At 48.2% G+C, this 22,393-nt stretch carries 18 protein-coding genes and 1 pseudogene; 15 read left to right on the top strand and 4 right to left on the bottom strand.

Features of this window, described 5'->3' with window-relative positions:
* Window positions 1–20: 20 nt before the first annotated feature.
* From MELB17_RS24905 to MELB17_RS02795, 9 genes are all read left to right on the top strand, one after another.
* A complete protein-coding gene (locus tag MELB17_RS24905) occupies window positions 21–161 on the top strand; it encodes a hypothetical protein (RefSeq protein ID WP_198136444.1) in 141 nt (46 codons plus the stop codon).
* Window positions 158–436, top strand: coding sequence for a hypothetical protein (locus MELB17_RS02830; RefSeq protein ID WP_007348622.1), 279 nt, complete (start codon window positions 158–160; stop codon window positions 434–436). Before MELB17_RS24905 ends, MELB17_RS02830 begins: the two co-directional genes overlap by 4 nt.
* Window positions 420–1,058, top strand: coding sequence for a hypothetical protein (locus tag MELB17_RS02825; RefSeq protein ID WP_007348621.1), 639 nt, complete (start codon window positions 420–422; stop codon window positions 1,056–1,058). Before MELB17_RS02830 ends, MELB17_RS02825 begins: the two co-directional genes overlap by 17 nt.
* 104 nt (window positions 1,059–1,162) lie before the next feature.
* A complete protein-coding gene (locus tag MELB17_RS02820; protein ID WP_007348620.1) occupies window positions 1,163–2,176 on the top strand; it encodes a metallophosphoesterase in 1,014 nt (337 codons plus the stop codon).
* Window positions 2,177–2,271: 95 nt separating this feature from the next.
* The gene (locus MELB17_RS02815; RefSeq protein WP_007348619.1) at window positions 2,272–3,918 is read left to right on the top strand and encodes a DEAD/DEAH box helicase; all 1,647 of its coding nucleotides are present in this window, start codon (window positions 2,272–2,274) and stop codon (window positions 3,916–3,918) included.
* Between the two features lie 4 nt (window positions 3,919–3,922).
* Complete coding sequence (locus MELB17_RS02810; protein ID WP_007348618.1) at window positions 3,923–5,749, top strand: ATP-binding protein; 1,827 nt, start codon at window positions 3,923–3,925, stop codon at window positions 5,747–5,749.
* A 12-nt stretch (window positions 5,750–5,761) separates the two neighbouring features.
* Complete coding sequence (locus MELB17_RS02805; protein WP_007348617.1) at window positions 5,762–6,673, top strand: phospholipase D family protein; 912 nt, start codon at window positions 5,762–5,764, stop codon at window positions 6,671–6,673.
* A 110-nt stretch (window positions 6,674–6,783) separates the two neighbouring features.
* Complete coding sequence (locus MELB17_RS02800) at window positions 6,784–7,440, top strand: hypothetical protein (protein ID WP_007348616.1); 657 nt, start codon at window positions 6,784–6,786, stop codon at window positions 7,438–7,440.
* Between the two features lie 9 nt (window positions 7,441–7,449).
* Entirely contained in the window at window positions 7,450–9,201 is a 1,752-nt protein-coding gene (locus MELB17_RS02795; protein WP_007348615.1) for a DNA sulfur modification protein DndB, read from the top strand.
* A gap of 133 nt (window positions 9,202–9,334) precedes the next feature.
* On the opposite strand, the gene MELB17_RS02790 is transcribed toward MELB17_RS02795, so the two are convergent.
* From MELB17_RS02790 to MELB17_RS02780, 3 genes are read right to left on the bottom strand one after another with little or no spacing between them, the layout of a single operon-like run.
* Window positions 9,335–10,171 (bottom strand): phosphoadenosine phosphosulfate reductase family protein, encoded by an 837-nt coding sequence (locus tag MELB17_RS02790; RefSeq protein WP_007348614.1) that lies wholly within the window; start codon window positions 10,169–10,171, stop codon window positions 9,335–9,337.
* Window positions 10,158–13,556: a hypothetical protein gene (locus tag MELB17_RS02785; protein WP_007348613.1), complete on the bottom strand. Its 3,399-nt coding sequence runs from the start codon at window positions 13,554–13,556 to the stop codon at window positions 10,158–10,160. The genes MELB17_RS02790 and MELB17_RS02785 overlap by 14 nt, the downstream gene beginning before the upstream one ends.
* Complete coding sequence (locus MELB17_RS02780) at window positions 13,556–14,515, bottom strand: DUF4007 family protein (RefSeq protein WP_050774894.1); 960 nt, start codon at window positions 14,513–14,515, stop codon at window positions 13,556–13,558. Before MELB17_RS02780 ends, MELB17_RS02785 begins: the two co-directional genes overlap by 1 nt.
* A gap of 114 nt (window positions 14,516–14,629) precedes the next feature.
* On the opposite strand from MELB17_RS02780, the gene MELB17_RS02775 reads away from it, so the two are divergent.
* From MELB17_RS02775 to tenA, 3 genes are all read left to right on the top strand, one after another.
* Complete coding sequence (locus MELB17_RS02775; RefSeq protein WP_007348611.1) at window positions 14,630–15,787, top strand: cysteine desulfurase family protein; 1,158 nt, start codon at window positions 14,630–14,632, stop codon at window positions 15,785–15,787.
* Window positions 15,788–15,970: 183 nt separating this feature from the next.
* The gene (locus tag MELB17_RS02770) at window positions 15,971–16,459 is read left to right on the top strand and encodes a virulence RhuM family protein (RefSeq protein WP_007348610.1); all 489 of its coding nucleotides are present in this window, start codon (window positions 15,971–15,973) and stop codon (window positions 16,457–16,459) included.
* A 12-nt stretch (window positions 16,460–16,471) separates the two neighbouring features.
* The gene (gene tenA / locus MELB17_RS02765; protein WP_007348609.1) at window positions 16,472–17,140 is read left to right on the top strand and encodes a thiaminase II; all 669 of its coding nucleotides are present in this window, start codon (window positions 16,472–16,474) and stop codon (window positions 17,138–17,140) included.
* Between the two features lie 135 nt (window positions 17,141–17,275).
* Here the strand turns inward: tenA and MELB17_RS02760 are convergent, their stop codons facing one another.
* Complete coding sequence (locus tag MELB17_RS02760) at window positions 17,276–18,862, bottom strand: DUF4139 domain-containing protein (RefSeq protein WP_050774893.1); 1,587 nt, start codon at window positions 18,860–18,862, stop codon at window positions 17,276–17,278.
* A gap of 211 nt (window positions 18,863–19,073) precedes the next feature.
* Here MELB17_RS02760 and MELB17_RS02755 point away from each other — a divergent pair, with 211 nt between their 5' ends.
* The 3 genes and pseudogenes from MELB17_RS02755 to MELB17_RS23545 form a co-directional block, all read left to right on the top strand.
* Window positions 19,074–19,808 carry a glutamine amidotransferase-related protein gene (locus MELB17_RS02755; protein WP_007348607.1) on the top strand — a complete coding sequence of 245 codons (735 nt, stop codon included), beginning with the start codon at window positions 19,074–19,076 and terminating at the stop codon, window positions 19,806–19,808.
* Window positions 19,809–19,928: 120 nt separating this feature from the next.
* Entirely contained in the window at window positions 19,929–21,278 is a 1,350-nt protein-coding gene (locus tag MELB17_RS02750) for a glutamine synthetase family protein (protein ID WP_007348606.1), read from the top strand.
* A gap of 342 nt (window positions 21,279–21,620) precedes the next feature.
* Window positions 21,621–22,393: pseudogene (locus tag MELB17_RS23545) on the top strand (IS3 family transposase); the annotation flags it as partial.

Below are 22,393 nucleotides of genomic sequence, written 5' to 3'. Positions count from 1 at the left end.
AGCGCAAAAGAGACGCAGTCTTGTCCGAAGCTCTCTGGGTGGTGGAATACATTGATCGCATGACTCCATCCGATCGCTTCGAAAACGAAGCGCGTAAAACATCAAAGAACAAAAGCGACTTGGGTTATTACCAGTTGCGTCAACAAAGGAAGGCGAAATGAACATGCAACTAACCGCCCACCAAATTTCCAAAGCCTTGTTTGAAATTGACCCCATGAACACCTGCTGCAAGGAAAATGACTGTTTCGACGAATATGACCTTATAGCCGCAGACGTAGCAGAGAGTCTTGAGGCTGGGGCAACCCTGAAAGACGCACTGGCCGGAGCCATCAACGAATGGTTTTACGACGGCGAAGAGCTGTTAAAAAGCGAGTCGATCGTTGAGCCGACAATTGAGATGTTAAAAGAGGCGGGCTCCCATGATCGACAACTTTAGAGCAGACTTAGTTTTGAAGGTTAACGAATCGGAATGGTCTCGCGAAGCCATTCTCAAAAAAATGGGATATCAAAAACCGTCAGCGTCTAATCTTGAACGCCTGCAAAAAGTATTGAACAGTCCAACCTTAGGACTGGACGTTGGCGGTTATGATCTGAAATACCAGAGCCATGAATTCGTTCAAGAGCTGTGCCGGGCGCTAGAGTTGCCTTTGGATGAATGTGACGCCAGTATCGCGCGTATCAAACGCCAAACCGACGATGATCGCGCTTCATTTAAGCCTTATCTGTGGGTAGATACCGATTTTAAACGAAAAAGTCAGCCTATTTTTGCGTTGGCGGCTCTTGAAAATAGGCGTTATTTAGGATTTCCTAAATGGCTTTTAAGGCTCACCCCGGAGCAGCAGCTGGTGCAAGCGCAAGAGTTGGTACAGGAACATATGCGAGAAACGAAAGGCGAGCTACTGATATGGGGGACGATCAAGCGTTACTGGTTTTTTTACGCGCCCAATCGCAGTTATTGGTTGGCACCGGACGGCGAAATTATTGCCAAAAACGAGGGGCCGGTGAGTAACCAGGCGGCAAGCCCGGTAATTGAGGCCATGAATAAGGCCCTTTTATAAACGAAAAATCAGTTTGAGCTGTCCGCTTGTTGTTATTGTCAATCTGGTCGGAGAACTGGCAGGCTAAGCTAACTAAAAAAATAACACTTCATGGAGGAATGAATATGTATGATCTCATCGGCGATATTCACGGCTACGCCACAGAGCTGAAAGCATTACTCACCAAAATGGACTACCAAGAAATTGACGGTGCTTGGCAGCACCCTGAGCGCATGGTCATCTTCCTGGGCGATTTTGTGGACCGCGGTCCGGAGCAGGTTGAAACGGTTCAGATTGCCAAAGCGATGGTCGATAAGGGCAAAGCAATGGCCGTTATGGGTAACCACGAATTCAATGCGGTTTGCTGGGCTACTGAAGACCCCGATCATGAATTTGATGCCGATTGTTGGGATACTGAAGATCCCGAACATGAACTTAATGCCGTTGCTGGGGACACTCCCAATCCAGAAAATCAGAAAAAATATTTACGCCTTCATACCGACAAGAATCATCGCCAGCATAAGGAGTTTCTGGAACAGGTGGTTGAGGGCAGTGAACTTCACGAGGATTTTGTTGAGTGGTTTAAAACTCTTCCAATATTTCTGGACCTACCAGAGCTCAGAGTTGTTCACGCCTGTTGGTCTCCCGAGCATCTGGAGCAAGCCCGTGGTTACATCGATAAAGAGAATCGATTGTTGTCGGACTCTTGGGAAAAAGCCAGTCGAGATGGCAGTGAAGCCTACAATATGATCGAAACCCTGCTGAAAGGGCTGGAGATATTGCTGCCAAAACCGCACTTTTTCCTTGATAAAGAAGGGAACCCTCGCCATGAAATCAGAACCAGGTGGTGGCAAACAGAGAACCTGACCTATCATGCTCTTGCCATGGTGCCCGGCTCAGAGATTGACAAGATCCCTCACAACCCTGTGGAGGCGCACATTCTTCCTGGTTACGACGAGAAAAAGCCGGTGTTTGTTGGCCATTACTGGAGGACAGGAGAGCCAGCGCCGTTAACTGAATACGTTGCCTGCTTAGACTACAGTGTAGCGGGCGAGAACGGTGGAAAGCTATGCGCGTATCGTTTTGATGGAGAATCGAGACTCCGTCCACAGGGATTCACATGGGTGGATGGCCGGTGACCGGCCTAGCTCTGAACTCGGTGAGGCACGGTGTCTGTCATCGAAAGTCTGTATAGGAATGAAGGGCTGCATTGATAGGAAAGTAAGTTTCATCTATGTTTAAGTTTTTGACTGCGAAGATTGTTATGAAACCAGGTGTTGATCTATACAGCTTAGTCGATTCTTTAGACACTGAATCTGTCTACCATTGGGTGGGTAGCGACATCGTCGAATCGCTAAACGGAATTGCCCCCGGCGTCGATCAGGTGGCAGCTTGCCGTCACATATTTGCGCGAATGATCAATGAGTCCCCAGAGGACTATCTCAAAAATTCGGATTTTCTAACATTCCTTGTTTCGAAGCTGAGTTCTGATAAGCAGAAAGAGCTTGAACGACGAATTGGAATGTCGTTAACGTTGCTAAACGAGGGCAGTTCTCAAATTTCTCAAGATTCTCTCCAAGTATTATCTGGCTTTTTTGGAATAGAGCCGCCAAGTGAGCCACTAACAACAGCCGCTTTGGCGACACAATCACTTGGTGCTCAATACTCGCTCTTTGACCATCAGAGAAGAGCGGCTCAGCAAGTATGGCGGCACATTTATCGCGGTTCATCGAGAGTTCTTCTGCACATGCCAACAGGTGCCGGTAAAACGCGCACGGCCATGCATATTATTGTTCGATACTTAATTGAACATGAGCCTTGCGTCATTGTTTGGCTGGCGAGTAGTGCCGAGTTGCTCGAACAAGCGGCTGACGCTTTTGAGCAGGCCTGGTGTCAGATGGGAAATCGTGAAGTATTGGTAAAGAGAGCCTGGGGAGGTGGAGATCTAGACTTTGAGGGCTTTGAAGATGGGGTTTTAATTGGCGGTCTTCAGAAGCTGAGTGCGTATTTTGAACGGCACCCGATACCTGCGTTCCGTATTGGCCGAAGAACGAAATTAGTTGTTATAGACGAGGCACATCAGGCAATAGCACCAACCTATAGTTCCGTAATTGAGCAGCTCACCGAAACTGGTGCGGACAACGCGCTCATAGGGCTATCCGCAACGCCCGGAAGAACGTGGAATGACATATCTGAGGACTCACGCCTTTCGGATTTTTTTGATGGAAATAAGGTAACCCTCTCAATACCTGGTTACTCGGATCCAGTGTCATTTTTGATTGATAACGGATATCTTGCAAAGCCCGAGTTTCGTGCTCTTGAGTTTCAATCGGAGAGCTTTGAGACTTCCTCAAAAGAACGAAAAGGCATCGATTATTCAAATGAACTCCTTGAACAACTCGGAGACGACCCTAGCAGGAATGCTCTAGCTATTCGGGAAATTCAATGCTTAATATCCGAAGGCCACAAGCGAATAATTTTCTTTTCTGCTTCCGTTGCAAATGCGAAGAAAGTTGCTTTGTTGTTGGATGCTATAGGTGTTGACTCGGGCATCGTCACTGGCGGTTCATCAAGCTCTCAACGGACGCGAACTATTAGAAAATTCAGGCGGAGAACAAACGTCCCGATGGTGATGTGCAATTATGGTGTGCTCACTACTGGGTTTGATGCGCCCGAGACCAGCGCAGCGGTAATAGCGAGGCCTACCAAATCACTTGTGCTCTATAGCCAGATGGTTGGGAGAGCGACTCGCGGCGTAAAGGCGGGGGGGAACGAAACCTGCACTATTAGCACCGTAGTAGATACGAATTTGCCAGGCTTTGGTGACATCGCTGAGGCCTTTATGAACTGGGAAGATGTATGGGGTACGGAAAATGAGTGAATCAATGAGCTACGACGTGGAGCCACAAATTATTCCTTCAGAGCTTGCCATCGTGGCGATGAGGGATTCTGGATACAAGAATACTGCTTATGCGATAGCGGAGCTCATTGATAATTCCCAGCAAGCGGGTGCATCCGAGATTGAAGTAATCTGTCTCGAAACTGAAAAAATGATTGAAGAAAGAAGACGCTCGCGAATTGATAGGTTAGCTGTAATCGACAATGGCCAAGGCATGGATGCAGTGACCCTCCGAATGGCTCTGCAGTTTGGCAACGGTACCCGATTAAATGATCGTAGCGGCATCGGCCGATTCGGTATGGGCTTGCCTAATGCTTCGATCTCGCAAGCAGCACGAGTGGACGTCTGGAGTTGGCAAAATGGAGCAGATAACGCCCTTCACAGCTATATTGACGTTGATGAGATTCGTCAGGGTCATCAAAGGTATATTCCAGAACCCCAGCATAGCCCTGTTCCTGACGAATGGCGTGCGAAAACTGAAATCATGGAAAAGTCAGGAACGCTTGTTGTATGGACCAAGTTAGATCCGACAAGGCTCACCTGGAAGACATCAAAAGCGACCTTGCACAATACTGAAGAACTAGTAGGTCGAATCTATCGAAATTTTCTCGATGCCGGAGAGCTAAGTATTCGTCTTTATGCAGAAAACGGCTCAGGCAAAGGCGTACTGAATCATACAGCTCAGCTCGTTGATCCTCTTTATCTAAAAATGAGTCCGTTGGTGCCTGAACCTTTTACGAATAGCCCGATGTTTGATTTCGTGGATGAGGAACAAGCAGAGATTGAATACAACGGTGGGCTGTATAAGGTCATTACGCGTTACTCCGTCGCCAAAAGCGAAACGATTCAAGCTGCTGGCACTAAGGATAGAGGCAACATGCGCTATGGGAAGCATGCAAGTCACAATGTAGGCGTTTCCGTATTGCGCGCGGGAAGGGAGCTCATGCTCGACCAGGGATGGTGCATTGGATACGACCCACGAGAGCGTTGGTGGGGAGCAGAGGTTGAATTTCCACCGGCGTTAGACGAAGTGTTTGGTGTGACTAATAACAAACAAGCGGCTACACATTTCTCTGAGCTTGCTTCACTTCAGTGGGAGCAGCTAGCAGAGGAAGACGAAACCGAACGTGATGTTACAGAACGATTGAAGGCCGAGGGTGATCCCCGAGGTTGGCTGTTGGATCTGAGTAACTCGATCAAACGAAATCTCGAGCGCCTACGAAAAATGGTCAAATCTCAAGGAGCTGGGAAGAGACAAACTTCAAGTAGGCACGATGATGTGGATGACGTGACGAAATCTTTGAATGAAGGTTGGAAAACGCGCTCTGTCCAGAGGCCTATTGAAGGAGAGGATGAAAAGCTAGACGAAATTGCCTATGCAGATATGAAACAGGATCTTACGTCGAATAAACAGTATTCGGTAGAAGATGCTGAGATGATAATAAATCTGATCAAAGAAAGAGATTTAAAAGCAATTTTTTTAGAGGCCGATTTTCCAGGACCGAACGATCTTTTTGATGTCGAGAGGAAAGGTAGCATTACAGAAATCACATTCAACCGAAATCATCCAGCGTTTGATAGCATTTTTGGCACAATCAGAACTACAGATGAAGATATTTCGGATCTGAGCAAGCAAGAGATACTGGATCGGCTAATTAGATCTATAAATGCGTCAAAAGTAATTTTTGCCGCCTGGGCTCGATATGAGAGGGAGGCGAGTGTTGAACGCGCAAAGGCACTCGCGCGAGTTCGCAACGAATGGGGTCAAATTGCTGCAAACTTTCTTGATCCTATTGAGGATGATCTGCTATAGGGTTAAATAGTAATGATTACTGATGGGGAAAAAGTTAAGCTTCTGTTTTCAAAAGCTAAATACAGAGTTGTTGTTTGTGCTCCATATGTAAAGCTGTCGGCTTTAAAGTCACTTACCACTGTAATTCCCTCTGGTGTGGACGTCGATGTCTTCATGTGTTTGCGTGCGATGGACATTTATTTAGGTGTTTCTGATATAGAGGTGTTTGATTATTGTGAAGAGCGAGCTAGGTTTCGCCTATTTAATATAAGCAATCTGCATGCAAAACTTTATTCAGCTGATGATGAGGTTCTAATCGGCTCAGCGAATGTAACTAATTCGGCTCTCGGATGGGTGGCGAATCCTAATGTCGAAATTTTGAGCCCTAGCTCTTGGGGCGACCCTAGCGTTTCAAGGTTAGTTCTCTACATGAAGACGGCAAACCTTATTACTGAAGATGATGTATCAAAAATATTAGAAGAAGTTCGTGCGTTAGATGGAGATGCAGTGAAAGAAATAGTGAATAAAGCGATGGAAGTTAGTTCTGACAATAACGGCATCTGGTTGCCAAAAAGTAGCATGCCGCATATTCTTCATAGCGTTTATGATAAAAGTGTAAATAAAAAACACTATACTGTCGGAGCAATTGAAGATGCTGTGGAGGACATCGCAACCTTAAATGTTCCTGATAACCTAAAGAAATCTCAGTTCTATGAGTTTGTTGGGCTTCAATTAAGGGATTTCGTAATATTTGGTGCGATAATAAATGAAATTCCGAAAAAACTTGATGAACCAACGGGAATTAAAATTATTAGAAGCTTCGACGCTTTTTTAGATCAAGATGAGTGTCGACTACATTGGAATAATATAATTCTTTGGATAGGTGAGTTTTTGGGTGATGTGTTTGAAGTTGCCCCTGTTAGCTTTGAAATCAGGCTTAGATGATCAAGTTGATTAACGTAAATGAAAGTTGGGTTAACTGAAGATTTTTTTGGCTCAAATGTATAAAGCATTCAAAATTTAATTTTATATCTTTTAACGAATACAAGGTCAATATGGATATACCATTTTATTCTCAGCAAGATTTATGGCGAAAACTGAGTTCTGACCAAATTGGCTTTTTTACAGAGAAGACATCTTCTAAAATCCCGCAGAAACCAGGGATCTATGCCTGGTTTTTGCCAATCGATATTAGAGGAGATTTGTCTGCAGAGATTAAAAGGTGTAAATCATATTATAATTACGATTCAAAGGTTAAAGGCAGTTACAGTCTGAAGGGGCAAGTTGAGTTTCAGTGGGCGCGTTTTAAATATGAGGCGTGCATTACAGAAGATTATAGAGTGCAAAGCACTTTGGAGAAAAAATGGCGAGACATGTCAAGCTCACTTTCGACTAATGATTTTAAGGCATTGAGGCAAACTATTAATTTGACGTCGATATTTTCAAAGCCTCTATATGTTGGTCTTACCAAAAATCTATCAGGTAGATATGAACAGCACTTGACGGGTTCTGGGGGTAATGATTTCCATAAGCGATTTAAAAACTTCTCTAATATTAAAGGACTAGACATCGAGATGACACAGCTTATATTTTGTTGTATACCTTTTCATCACTTTGGTGGCTCTGAGCATGATTTCATGGATGATGATGCTATTCAAGTTTTGGAATATATAGTGAAAAACATTACCGGTCCGGCTTTTGGGGAAATTTGAGGATATTTTATGCGTCGCGATATAGATGAGAAAAACTCTTACACTGAAAACCTCGCAGGTGTTTTCGGGGTCTTTGGGTCATCAGACAATGTAATCAATTATATGCAATTAAATTTAGCTGTTGCTGAGATAGACAAAATAGGTCTTGTGTCAGAGATTCCTGGCAGTGAGCGATGGCCAATTCGCCAATTGTTTCAGCGCGATATTGATAAAGAACGAGTAAAGAACGAAATTATTCCATATTTTCTTAATGATTCAATGGCGAAATTTTTCAACCCGTTAACAATAGCTGTTCTGCCGATAAGTAACAATGGCACACTTGATAAAAATGTGAAAGAAGAAGTAGCTCAGCCAGACGCGAAATTTAGTCACGCATTTGAAATACATGATCATTATAAGCTGAGTTATGATGATAATCATTTTGATGCAAAACTTCTTTGGAATCCGAATAAGGTGAGATTGGTTGCAATCGATGGGCAGCATCGGTTGCACGCGCTTAAAAGACTCTTTGCGTTGCATAAACAGAACCCAGGAAGCGAAGATCTAAGGAATGTAGATTTCATAAACTGGAGAATTCCAATTGTCTTGGTAACGATCGGTCATGCTTCAGAAGGCGAGACCACTGATGGAATTTTGGAGAAAACACGCAATATATTTGTCACCATAAATAAACAAGCGAAACAACCAACCCGCTCACGAACCATACTTTTAAATGACTATAGTGTTTCAGCAATATGTACGCAGGAGTTATTGGATAAGTGCAGGGACAATGGTGTTCCGCTAGCCATTTTCAATTGGAGAGATCATAAAGATGAGGAGTATCCTGAATATACAACCCATCTTATTGCCGTTGATGAGCTAGAAGACCTTCTTATCCATTTTTTTATCAGTGAAGATGACGATAGCGATAAAACTTTTGCGCTTTCAGTTGATCAAAAGAGCGCATTATTCTGGGACGATCAGGGTCCACTATTAGGTGATGGCTCAATTGCTAGTTTGCGAGAATCTGTAAGGTCTAGATTCGGCGAAACGGTACTTCCAAGTTTTTTTTATATACTTAGCAGTATTAAGCCTTATTCGGAATATATTAGCTTCTTGAAGAACTTAGAAAATGAACTTACTACTGATAGCGAGATTCACGCCTGGTCAAGGGTCGTATACGGCTCAGACTATTCCGATGAACTGATAGAGCGAGAAGTGTCGAAGTCAAAAAAGGTATTGTTAGGAAAATGTAATACGGATAAATCAAAGCTCGGCGATGTTTTTTCTAAAGCGGTTGGCTTGCGGTCGATATTTTCAGCGTTTAAAAGTTTTATAGAAGTTATTTGGGCAGATGAAGAAATAATTCCGTGGGCTGATGGTGCGAAATTATTTGTTTCCTCGTTTAATAGAGTCTATGACGCTGGATTTTTAGAAAGTAATTCTTTCTTAAATAATTTAGTAAAAGACAGTGGCAATAATATTATAAATTACAAGCTAAGCCAAGTCAGAGTGGCTTATGGAGCGGTCATTTCTTATGCCTGTCTTTTTGTTCACTATAATGGTGCGCAGACTGAGAACGTTTCTTTTCTCAGGGACAAGGTTTATCGAGCATTGCTGAGATCTTATAAAAAGGATTTTAGGCCTCAGGTTAAGGAAGAGCTTGGCGGTAGGCCTTCTGAAGAAATAAATGATGAGATAAATAATCGAGCTAGCTCTGCTGCGAGAGCACAGTTGAGAGAAATTGACAGCCTCATAGAAGGTCTCATCGCTGCTGATTAAAATTGATATTTAAAGGCTTTTCCTAGTATAGAGGGAAGATGCCCCATCAGTTTTTAAACAATTATCTTGACTGGTAGTGGCATCTTCATTTCAAGCTTACTATTTAAAAAGTGACCTTAGCTCCGACGTTACATTATTTATGACAAGCCACGCAGAATTTGGGCTGTCCGTAAACATCGTCGATATCGATTAGCTCTGTATCAATTCGCAAAGGGTTCTGTTTCTTTTTTGATTTTAGTTTTAGAACACGCTTTTCATAATCATCTTTGATCTGCTTTATGCGTTCGGGTTTGGTAAGATCGATAAGAGACTCACCTTGACTCCAAGTGAACGGGGACCCACTTTCAAGAGCATTTTTTTCATAGGCTTTGGCTTCTTCAAAGGCCTTAGGATGCCTCTCTTGTAAGCGAACCCATTCTATTTTCTGCTGGTAAAAACAAAAAGTGCAGCCGCTCCTAGAGCGCCATTCGTAATATTTAGGCCAGCCTAGACCGGAGCCCTCAAGAATCTCGGAAACACCTGGCTTATCAATTCCGTCAGTTTTGAATGGCAGATGAATTTTTAGGCTGTCCTGCTTGGCGTTATAACCTTCGCGATAGGGCTCATCAGCGCGTATAGCGACATAGCTATGCACTGTGTATCCTTCCGCCAAAAAAGGCTTAACCCAGTCTTCAAACGGCTTTAGCTTTAACTGTCGAGTACACCATCTAGTTTGCGCTGATGGGAGAAAGTTATTGTATTGCTTAAGCCAGTAATCAAAGTCCCGATTTGGGTTGAGTCTCAAGATGGGCTGGCCTAGAAAACCTTCAAGCTTTCCAAGAAACTCATAAACCTCAGGCAGCTCTTTGCCTGTGTCGGTAAAGAAATATTCGATGTCGAGTTCGGGGTAATTTTGGCGCATATAGATTGCTAGTGCGGCACTGTCCTTTCCGCCGGATAATCCGAGTACGTGCTTTTCAGGGTTTGACATCTGTATCCTCCAGAAAACTAAGTTGTTCGGTGTCAGTTGTGAGATTCATATATTCGCTGCTCAGTTCAGCAAGCGCAGCAAGGATGATAGATTTTTTATTCTTGCTATCAAGATGCACTGAGTCTCTAATGCGCGAAACTAGCTCTTCAACCATGGGGAGGTCCGCGTCTGTTATTTGAAAATCTGCTTCTAGCGGTTGCGGCCGTCCATCTCTAGAAATGATGATTGCCATGGTATGGCGTTTGTCTTTTCTGCCTTGAACTCGAGCATAAGACTCTGTTCTTATAAACTTTTGTGCAAGGGCTGCAGTTTCAATAAACGCAGCGTCTAAATCGGCATCCACCCAATCCCTTGGCGGTTTATTGGTCGCTAGGCTCCCGACATTCTCAATAGATTCGCTGGCGCCTTGAAAAGTTGCGATGCGATTAGAGAAAGCATCAAGCCTGAAATCACCTGACATTTGTCTAATGTTTTCTGCCCGGCTTCGCAGCTCAATCAGAGCATGAGGAGAATCGCTAGGTACTTGTAATTCCGTCAGCAGGAGATTGGACATTCGCTCAAGCATTTTGGGATATGCTTCGACGAGTTCAGTCATCGTTTCATGTGTTATCTTTGTGATTGCAGCTGCAACGTCGACATTTTGAATGTTAGCGCCAGCTTCATAAACGCCTGGCAAATCTGAAAAGAGTAGTTGATTTGGGTCGCTGGCATGTTTGAAGATAGATCGAACCTTCATCGCAGTCGCAGACAACCGTTGTGTTCGCTTAGTCCAGTTTGGAAGGCGGTCGAAAATTGCGACCAAGCCTCGGGCGACATCGATCGGAGCGAGCTCTTTCAGTGGGTTTCCTTTGTCTAATTCGCGCACGACTTCTGCAAGGCCAGAAAGGAGGTCCTTCGAGAGATTGCCTAGATCCATCCACCTAACTTGAATCGAGGCGGGATCTTTTGCCAAATAGTCAACGTCTAGGTCGGTGAACATGGGCTGAAAAATTCCTTCCCGATAAAACGCGAGATCGCCGCGGTGGGATAGAATAAACGCAACACCTAGAACCGACATCAAGCCTCTTTTTAGGCCGATCGGTTTGTCTTCCCAAAGATCATACAGTTCGTTTATAGCGACCGAGCGATCTGAGTTGTCTGCTAAATACTCAGCCGCTATTTTCCATGCTGGGTAAAGGCGGGCTGAATCGTTCTCCCAGTGGGGCTTTAGGAAGTCCAGGCTGTCGTTGTGCTGGCCGTATAATTTCGTGTGCCCCAGAAGTGACTCAAACAAGCCACCTTCAGCCGGATATCCGTGGATACCTAACCGTTCTTCCCCAAGATTGTTTGCCATTGCTTTTAGCAGAGCGTTTTGTGCTGCTATTGCGCTACTTGAGGGTTTCGTCCTGTTGAGCAGCTCATTTTGAATACGGGGGGTTTCGGGGTATAGTTTCTCCGCGACATTGGAAGCTCGATTGTTCAGCTCCCGTGTATTCATGCGAGTTAGTTCTTGTCCGTTCTCAAACCAAACCGCATTCAAAAGCGCTTGCTGGAGTTCTGCTTCAAGTTGATTTTGCAGCGCAAAAAGCCTGCTGTTCACCTCTCTTTGGGCAACCAAGTCACCTTGGATTTCTGTGTTTTCCTCACGTACTTTTTCTAGCGCTTTGAGCTCTTTAGCAAGCTCTATAATAGCCCAAGCCTGAAGTGGAAATCCTACGATGACGCTCAAGTTCTTCTGTGCAGCCTTTTTAGAAGCTTCTTTGCAGCGTAGGCGTGCAACCTGACCATCCTCTCCTTCAGTTGGAAGAGCCAAAAGATAAAGTCCAATTGTGCCCTGGTGAGGAACGAATTGAGTTGCCGTTGAGGTCACTGCTGTCAACGAACCAAGCTGCACGTCAAACCAGCGAAGAGCGCCGGTCGTAAAGTAATGACGTTTGGCCAAAACGGGCTGCATTCCAGCCATACGCTGCAATGTTTCGAAATTAACGTCTTGGACTTCATGAAGCGCCCGCTCGACTGCTGACTCGATATCGAAGTCGCTGCCGGCATAGATCGCAAATGAGGTTAGGTGTTTTCGATAGATAATTAAAGACCAGTGCCGCAGATCTTCAAGGGCAGTATCTATCTCGTCCTCGGTTGCTTGAATCGCTGTGTAGAGCAGTTCATGGCTTGGATAGAGGCCAGATCGTTCTCGGAACAGATCTAGCACAGCAATAGTCTTTAGCAAGTGCAAATGGACGGCGCTGCCGCCGTTTGCTTCACAGCGGTCTAAAACCTCTGCCGCCATGGCCCACCGGTGCCCATCGGGCGAAGCAATAATAGAGGATTCTAGGTTTATTCTTAGGTAATCCCAAAGGCGGCTTGGGCTGTATGTTTCGCTGCCATCTGCTGACCTGATGAAATCCTGGAATCCGTTTGGTTCGGCAGAATTTAGGAAGCCAAACAAACTTCTTTGGTTCTGCCCAAAACGCCGACGAGAAATGGGGCCAAGTAGAGCGGCGACTACAGGGTGTAAAGGCCAGGTGTTCTCAAGTAGGTTCGCGAGATTTTCACTTACGCCTGGCTTGTGGGATCTAATCGTTTTCGCTGTAACTGAGGCATCAGGGCCGACAGCATTGGCATCGTGGTTTGAGTGGATAGCTCTAGCGAGTAAGTCAATTTGCTCTTCTCCGGCTGTGTTAACGGCCAGATCTATAAAGCGACCTTGTATCTTCGACCATTCATCTCGTGCATCGCGAGAAAGGCGATTAGCGTATTCTTCAAAAGCCTGATGGAGAATGCCAATCACCACGAGCTTTCCATTTGAGCGTGATGCAATTTCTGCTAAGTGTTGGAAAAGGTATAAATCTGAGCCATCACGTGCTGAACCCTCTAGAAACTTTCCCATCTCGTCAATAAATAGGATCACACCAGCTCGGCCTGTGATGTTATTGGCCGAATTCAGAAGTGTTTGAGCAATATTGGTGTCGTTCCAGCCGTCGTCTGGTTCAACGTAAGCGAGACCGTTCGTAATCAGCGCTTCTCCAATAACTTTACGAGCGGAAGCCCTTTGGCCAACTACTGGGACGATTGTCCACCCTTGCTTGCCAGGAGGTAAGGCGCTCCAGATTTTCTGGGAGGTTTCTTCGCCGACCGCTCGTTTGGCCCGGTCTCTTTGCGCCTTGCTCTTGGCCGTTAAAGCACTCAATGCGATAACAAGGCTGGATTTTCCGCTACCGTAGGGTCCAGTCCAAGTAAATGCCGCTTGTCCGCTTTCAGCTATATGTTTGGCCATTGTTGACAGAACCGCAGCAGACGACTCGGGGCAAATGAAGCCCGTGAGTGCATCAGGATCTTGTAAGTCCGTATCGATCCGTATCGAGCGCTGGAAGCGCCTTTCGACATAAACAGTATCTGATAACAGCATTACGCAACCTTTCCTTCAAAGTCATCTTTGTAGTCAGCATCAATTAGGTTCAGTGCTTCGCTGTCCAACATCGTCTTGAATCGGACAAGCTGCTTAAGGCCAGCGGTTTCAGACCACTTCAATTCGCCATCCGTTGCTATATCAATGCGAGTGAGTCTGTCTGTTAAATCTTCTTCGCTCAGTTGGAAGACTTTTCCGGGGGATCCAGGTTGGTGTGCCAGAGCCTCTAGTGAAATCGTGTTGGCGGTAGAAAAGTTGTTCCAAAAACTAACAACGGCGTAAGCAAATACGCCGTCACCCAGTGTTGGTTTCGCGCCGCGGACAACGCGAAACCCATCCTTTTTCCCAATGGCTTTTAAAAGGCTGAGCTCAGTTAAAGGCGATTCCATAGTGTCTTCGTGTGTCTGCTTTCCTGTTGCAGGCTTAGCTGCGTAGGTGCGTACAAAGCACTCAACATCGCGCTTAATGGTGGATTTTGACATTCTGGACCAACCCTTCTCACTGCCCAGTTTCTCTAGTGCCTGAACAATGTTGTCTCTTTCAAAGCTGTCTGTAGGAAAGTGACTGAAAACCCAGTACCAGGTAGTCAGTTTTTTATTTGATGCAAGTTTCCAGTGTAAAAGCCAAGGGGTTGATGGATATTCCATGTAAGGATCTAACCCATTGTTATCAAATATTTTTTTTCCGATTTCACTCACTTCGGCCTGATTGCCTTTATTGCCAGCTTTAATAACATCGCATTGCGTGGCCCAATGGCGTATTGAAGCAACCATATTTTTGCCAACACCAAATCTCGCGATCGCACCCTCATCATTAAATATGGAGTAGTCGTGGTCGCTTTCTTGGGATTCTTTTACTGCATCGTAAGCCTTCTTTAGCCATCCGTAGCGCATTGGGAAGGTTTCATGACCAGAAAATTGCGGTTGGTACCCGATTTGATAGAGCGGACTGTTAAACATTTTTTCCCCTGGATCGTCTCTCCAGTCTCGACAATAAAGGTCGACAGGGGTAAGGTCAATACAATATTGAACTGGACGAAGCTTCCAGTTTAATTTTTGACCGAGGAGAGTGTGATGCGTGTGGAAAAGTCAATTTATCTTGATTATCAATCTACTACGCCTGTTGATGATCGGGTTATGCAAGCCATGCTGCCTTATTTTACCGATTCGTTTGGCAATCCACACTCCGCTAGTCACGCTCTTGGTTGGAAATCATCAGACGCGGTTGAAACGGCAAGAGCTGTAGTAGCATCTACGGTAGGCGCTTTACCTGAAGAGGTTGTTTTTACCTCAGGTGCTACTGAATCTAACAATCAGGCTATGTTTGGCGTCATGTTCGGAAACACGACTCCTCGAAATAGGGTGCTTGTTAGTGCCATTGAGCATAAATGTGTCAAAGAGTCTGCATTGTTCTTTGGTAACAAGCTTGGTTTTGTTATGGAGGAAATCCCGGTTCTGAGCACTGGAAAGATAGATTTGCAAGCTTACCAGAGCATGCTCTCTGATGATGTTCTGCTTGTCAGTATAATGGCGGTCAACAATGAGATTGGTGTTATCCAAGATATCTCATGCCTTTCAGATTTAGCTCATCGAGCCGGAGCGCTCTTTCATTGCGATGCGGCGCAGGCCCTGGAAGCTATGGATGTTGATGTTGCCGATTGGGGAGTCGATTTGCTTAGCCTTTCGGCACATAAACTGTACGGGCCGAAAGGCATAGGCGCTTTGTACATCGATTCATCTATTCAGAATAACTTCCCTGCATTAATCCAAGGTGGCGGACAGCAGTGGGGTCTACGAGCAGGGACATTACCTACTCCGCTGTGCGTTGGTTTTGGCGTGGCTGCTTCTTTGATCCAGTCTGAGGGGGAGGCGCATAGGTCAGCTCTTCGTGTGCTAAGTGATCGTTTTCTTGAGCGCCTGTCGAATGAAGGGGTCGGTTTTAGAGTCAATGGCGACCGGCAATGCCGGCACCCTGGCAGCCTCAGTATTGAGTTGATAGGAGTTGATGCAGAATCCCTCCTGATGTCTCTTCAACCGAAAATTTGTGCCTCTACTGGATCTGCGTGTAATAGTGGAATGATTCAATCATCATACGTTTTACGGGCTATTGGGGTTTCGGAAGAGAGTGCGGCCTCTTGTGTTCGGTTTAGTTTAGGGAGGTTTACGGACGAGTCTCAGGTTGATGAAGCCGCAAAGTTAATTGCCGACGGAGTCCGCTCTTGTTTAATTTAGGCATATATCGCCGGTTTAAGGCGCTAGCCCTTCCTATATTCTGTCTGTAGTTGTCTTTAGTGGTTCAATGTTTCAGGAACAATAGCAAGGCGGCGTTTAGACCAGCATTTTGTGTAATCAGTTCGCACCGCAAGTAGGTGGTTGGTTTCTCCCACTATCGTATTATGTTCGACTGTTTGGAGCATGCTGTTTGATGTCAAACCGCAGAACATCACCATGCACCTTAAAAACATCTTTGCTGAGGGAGAACTCACAGAGGCGGCAACTTGTAAGGATTTCTTACAAGTTCAATCCGAAGGTGGCCGGAACGTTGAGCGCAAACGCAAACACTACAGTCTGGACGCCGTTATTTCAGTCGGCTACCGCATTAGTTCTGCCCGCGCGACTCAGTTCAGAATATGGGCCACTCGCATCCTCCGCGAACATCTCACCCAAGGCTGGACCCTGAATCGCGACCGCTTTGAAACCAACGCCCGCGAACTAGAAGCGGCTCTGGTACTGATACGTAAAACCGCCCAAAGCCCGGAGCTGGGCGCCGATGCCGGACGCGGACTGGTGGATATTGTCGCACGCTATGCCCAGACCTTTTTGCTGCTACAACGTTACGATGAAGGCTTACTGACCGAGCCGCAAGCGCAGGCCGGCGGCCGACTTCGCGCAAAAGCAGATTAAACAGGAAACAAAATGCCCTACCAATTTGAAGATCTAAAAAACAGCTGCTCTGCCGAATGGCGCGCCTACATCGAACACGATTTTGTGCAGCAGCTGGGGGACGGGTCCCTTGCACCAGAGGCCTTTCAACATTACCTGAAGCAGGATTACCTGTTTCTGATTCAGTTCGCCCGTGCTTATGGCCTGGCGGTATACAAAAGCCCGACGTTGTCTGACCTTAAACAGGCCAAAGAAGGGTTGATGGCGATTGTGGATATCGAGCTGGATTTACACATTCGTTATTGCAAGGAGTGGGGCATTTCGGAGCAGGAGCTTGCTAACCTTCCGGAAGCCCGAGCGACTCTGGCCTACACACGTTATGTGCTTGATACCGGCAACCGCGGTGATCTGTTGGACCTGCATGTGGCGCTTTCGCCCTGCATGGTGGGTTACGGTGAAATAGCCAACTGGTTGAACAGCCGGGCGGAAACGCTTCGGGGCGACAGCAATCCGTATGATGCCTGGATCGCCATGTACGAAAGCACTGAATTTCAGGAAGCCATGCAGTCCGAGATACGCTGGCTGAACGAGAGGTTGGCCGATGTCTCCTCCGCCAGGTTTGATCAACTTAGCCGAATATTCAGTGACGCTACCCGCCTTGAGATTGATTTTTGGCAGATGGGGCTGACGCAGAACGATTGATTCAAGGGTCCATAAACCCGTCGTTTTCAACCACCGTTTAATTGCCCAGCGGCTCGCTGCCGATGAGTCGGCTCAGACTAGCCGGTCAAGGCGACAGATTCAGTCGCCAGGATGATGGTTTGCCATTTTTACGGTTTATAAATCGGGCAGTTGTTTGCCCTCTGGCACGCGCACTTCAAATCCGGATTGCACGCTGACTGTTTCGCCAGCCGATACGGTGCGGTTCCACGCTAATACGCCTTTTTTGTCGTCCACGTTGCGTTCCACCGGTTCGCTTATTTGCAGCGGTTTTACGGTGAGGATGTCGATTTGCGACACCGGCAGGCGGTCAAAAATCCGCAGGTTTACGGCTTCATTGTGATGGTTGGTGATTTCAAAGCGGTTTTGCCGGCGCTGTACCTGTTCACTTTTCCAGATGCCTTCTTCGCCGGTGCGTTCAGTCTCGTTGATGACGGCAACCCGTATGGCTTCATCCACACCGAAGCCCAGGCGCAGTTCTTCGCCGTTGGTCATTTCAGGCAGGTAGGTACTGCCGACACTCTGGCCATCGCGGAACAGCTGCACTGGGCCGGCGGGTATGGGGGCATCGGCGGTGAATATCCCCGTGGCGTGCACATAGCCTGTGGGGTCATACGCCGGTGCTGTCCATACTGCCATTTCCACCGCTACTGTGTGCTCGGCTACGATAAGGCGCTGGCCGTTGCCGCCGCTTGGAATGCTGACAGGCTGCGCCAGGCGGTAGCTCTGGCTAAAGGTGCTTTGGCGCTCTACGCTGGCGCCGAAGTCTGCCTCAACCTCGGCTGTGGCGCTGCTGTCGAGCATGGGGGCGGCGGATTTCATCTGGCGCACCAGAAAATCAGGCTGTGCCGGGCTAACCACCCAGGAATCCAGGGGCGGCATGTTGGTTCCGCGCCGGGCATTGGCGGTTGAGAGTTTCAACTCGACGTTGCGCCAGTCATCACCGGTGGTCTGCTGTACAACGGCCAGATGCTGCAACGTTAATTCACCGCTTTTTTGGTCGTTGGCTTTCTGGCCCGCTACTTGGGAGCTCAGTTGGGCATTGTATTCGCTGCGCCAGCGCGCTTCGTTGCTTTGGAATTCCAGTGTGATGGTCAAATCGCCACCGGCAGGGGCGCGGTAGTGAATCTGTGCTTTTTTGCTGGCCCGGGCGTTTTGCTGCGCTTGTGACAGTTCCCGTTCCAGGCGGTCTTTCAGGGCTATGTCGTCACGCATTTGGGTGCGTATGCCGCGAATTTCTGCCAGTGCTGCCATTGTTGTCTGCTTTAAGGCGGCAGCCATATCACTCAATTCGGTGGCCGACAGTTCGTACGGGTTCTCGGCGGCTTTGGTCATCAGGGTGACTTGCTGGTTCCAGGCTTGAATTGCGTCTTCCTGCGCCTGAAGTTTTTCTAGCACTTGGGTTAGCTCGTTACGCAGCCGCTGGGTTTGTTCGGATACGTACCCGGTTTGTTCAACGCGGCTAATCTCAATCTGCTGGATTTGCGCACCGGCGACTCCGCCCAGTGATACACGCACACTTTGATCCTGGAGGCTGACGGGCAAGCGGTTAATGGTGATAACGCCATCTCCCTGTTTCACCGTTTGGGTTTCTTGCCAGGTCAGGTCGCCATGGGAGGGGTAGAGGGTAGCTTGGGTGATGTCAGCAGCGACTGAAAGTGGCACTGCTGCTAGAGCTAGAACAAACAGGTTATTTTTGATCATTTGGGTGCCTCGAATGAATGGCTGGTTGAGTTGGGTGCGCGCCACGCTCAAAATGAAGCTACTGATACTAGAGTCTTTTGAGAGCCAATACCGTTATTATAGCTCATACCCATTATGTGCCTTAAACACGCCTGCCTGGCCGGTCACTGGTTCCAGCGGAAATCTCCGTGGTTCCGGTGATTAGCGGGCTCTTTACCATTGGAGAACCCGGATGACCTTGAAAGTCGGCATTCTTGCCGCCGGTATTACGCCGGACAATCTGCTAGCCGAATTCGGCTCTTACGCTGACATGTTCAAAGATCTATTCAAGCGGGCCGGCTATGAATTTGACTATGCAACGTTTGACGTACGTGACGATGAATTTCCCGGCTCAGCCAGTGACTGTGATGCTTGGGTTATAACCGGCTCGAAGGCTAATGTTTATCAGGATCTGCCTTGGATGCGGCGCCTGAAGTTGCTGATTCTGGACATTTACAAAGCCGATCGACCCATGCTGGGCATCTGTTTTGGTCACCAGATTATCGCTGAGGCTTTTGGTGGCTCTGTGGACAAGTACTCTGAAGGTTGGGGCGCGGGCTTACACCATTACGAGTTGCTTCCCGGGGTAGGCGCCGTGAAGCCGAATAGCAATGAATTCACCCTCAGTGCGATGCATCAGGATCAAGTGGTGGTGAAGCCCGATCAAGCCAATGTTCTGGCGTTTTCTGCTTTTTGTCCCTACGCGGCTCTGCAATATGACAACCGCATTTTAACCTTTCAGGCACACCCCGAATTCGATGTAACGTTTGAAACACGGCTTGTTCGCCATCTTCGAGGTCAGTCTTTGCCTGAAAGTAACGCTGACCAGGCGTTGGACGAGCTGGGTGCGCCGGCTGCAACTACGGACTCCCTGGCGATAGCAGGCTGGATGGCCCGCTTCGTGTTGCGAAACCAGGAAAATTTCTAGAGGCATCTGGCAGTGCAAGCAGGTTCCGGCCGCCTGCTAGATTCCGTTCTTCAACATAATAATATAAATATTTTTGAAAGTGATATCACACTATTTAAAAACGGTATTGAAAGGTGACGCATGTCTGACAATAAGGCCGAAATTTGGCTGGCACAGCATCCAGAGATTGATTCCATTTTTGCCTGCGTTTGCGATTTAAACGGCACGATGCGTGGCAAGCGCGTTCCGGTTGATCAGTTGTCCAAGGTAATAGACGGCGGGCTACGGATGCCGTTGTCGATTGTTGGCATGGATGTTTGGGGCGAGGATGTCGAAAACAGTGAGTTGGTTTTCGAGACGGGCGATTCCGATGGCTTGTGCGATTTTACCGGCCGCCCATTGATGCCGATCACCTGGACCAGTCGCCCGACGGCGCTGGCGATGCTGTGGATGCGGCAAGAAGAAGGCGCACCGTTTCCGGGCGACCCGCGCAGGGCCCTTGCGCGTATTGCCGAGCAATACAAGCAGCGCGGACTGACGCCTGTGGTGGCGACCGAGCTGGAATTCTATCTGGTCGACCCCTCGGAAGATTACCCGCAGGCGCCACGATCTCCGGTTACCGGCAAGCGACTGGAATCCGACGGCGCGATGTCGCTGGACGAATTGCAACATTTCGATGAATTTCTGAACGACGTTTACGATGCCTGCGAATTGCAGGGCATTCCTGCCGATGCTGCGATTTCGGAAAACGGGGCGGGCCAGTTTGAGATCAACATGCACCACGTTGCGGACCCTCTGCGCGCCGCTGACGATGCCGTGCTGTTCAAGCGTCTCGTGCGCGGCATTGCCCGCAAGCACGGGCTTGCGGCTACCTTCATGGCGAAACCTTATGGCGACCTGTCTGGCAGCGGGTTTCACACGCATTTCTCATTGATCGATGAAAACGGGATAAACGTGTTCGACAACGGCGGCGACGAAGGCACGCCCCTGTTGTTGAACGCGGTGGCCGGGTTGTTGGCCACGATGCAGCAAAACACGCTGACATTTGCGCCGCACGAAAATTCGTATCGCCGCCTGCTGCCCGGCGCTCACGCGCCGACAAGCGTCTCTTGGGGCTATGAGAACCGAACCGCGGCCATCCGTATTCCCGGCGGTGATCCCATAGCGCGGCGTATAGAGCATCGCGTCGCGGGCGCCGATGCCAACCCCTATCTGGTGCTGGCCAGCATTCTGGGCGGGGCACTGCTTGGCATCGAAAACGAGATGCAGCCGGCGGCACCCATCACCGGCAATGCGTATTCGATGAACCTCGACAATTTGCCGCTGGACTGGGCAACCGCCATCGACGCCTTTCGCAAGGGTGCCGATGTGCCGACCATCTTCTCCAAACGGCTGCAAACCATGTTGGTCGAATGCAAAATGCAGGAATTGCGTAAATTTGCCCGCTACGTGACCAAGTTTGAATATGACAGCTACCTGGAGATCGTGTGATGAACTCTCAGAATGACTCCTATGCCGGTGACGGCAGCCACGCCGTTACCGGGTCGCACACCCTCGGGCGCATGTTCCGTATTCGGTAATGGGTTCCTGGTGGTACGGGGTGCGCGACAAAATCGGCATCTGATCAAAAACACGGAGCTTTTTACAGTTTAACGAAGCGACCGCTGCAATACGCGGCGGCACATATCGGGTGTTACGTCGCCGTTTTCACCCAATTTGTTCATGCCATTTTTCTTCAGGCTGTCGATGAGCTCGTCAATGTGTTCTTTATAGTGGACCCCGTTTTCAAGACAAAGGTTTAAGCTGTACTTTGTCATAAGGGGATTAGCAACGATGAGCGAAGCGAAGAAGCGGAAGGTACACACCTCGGAGTTCAAGGCGAAGGTTGGCTTGGAAGCCGTACGAGGCGTAAAGACGATCAACGAGATTGGCCAGGAATACGGCGTACATCCAGTTCAGGTTGGTCAGTGGAAGAAAGCGATACAGGAGCAAGCCAAGACCCTGTTTGAAGGCAAGCGCGGCCCCAAGCCGCTGGCTGCCCACCGGGAGCCAGAACTGCTCTACAGCGAGATCGGCAAGCTGAAGGTGGAATTGGATTGGCTCAAAAAAAAGTCTGGGGTCAGCCAGTCATGACGCGGCAAGCCTGGATCAGCCAAGGTGCTGCGGTCAGCGTCGTTCAGCAATGTATTCTGGCCGGCGTATCCCGCGCCACAGCCTATGCGCAGCAACGGCCCAAGCCGGTCGATGAAAGCGACCTGCTATTCGGTCGCCTGATTGACGAGGAGTATACCAGACACCCATTCTACGGCAGCCGCAAGATGGTCGTATTCCTCAAGGTGGCGGGTCACACCGTCAATCGCAAGCGGGTACAACGCCTGATGCGGGAGATGGGCTTGGCCGGCATGGCGCCGGGGCCGAATACCAGCCGTCCACACCCTGAACACAAGATCTATCCTTACCTGCTGCGCGGCGTCCCGATTGTCAGACCCAACCAGGTCTGGAGCACGGACATCACCTACATCCGCCTGGCGCATGGTTTCGCTTATCTGGTCGCCATTATCGACTGGTACTCGCGCCGGGTGCTCAGCTGGCGGATCAGCAACAGC

Origin of the sequence: Marinobacter sp. ELB17, from assembly GCF_000169375.1 — a bacterium.
Classification (GTDB): Bacteria; Pseudomonadota; Gammaproteobacteria; order Pseudomonadales; family Oleiphilaceae; genus Marinobacter.
This window is presented reverse-complemented; position numbering and strand designations above follow the sequence as displayed.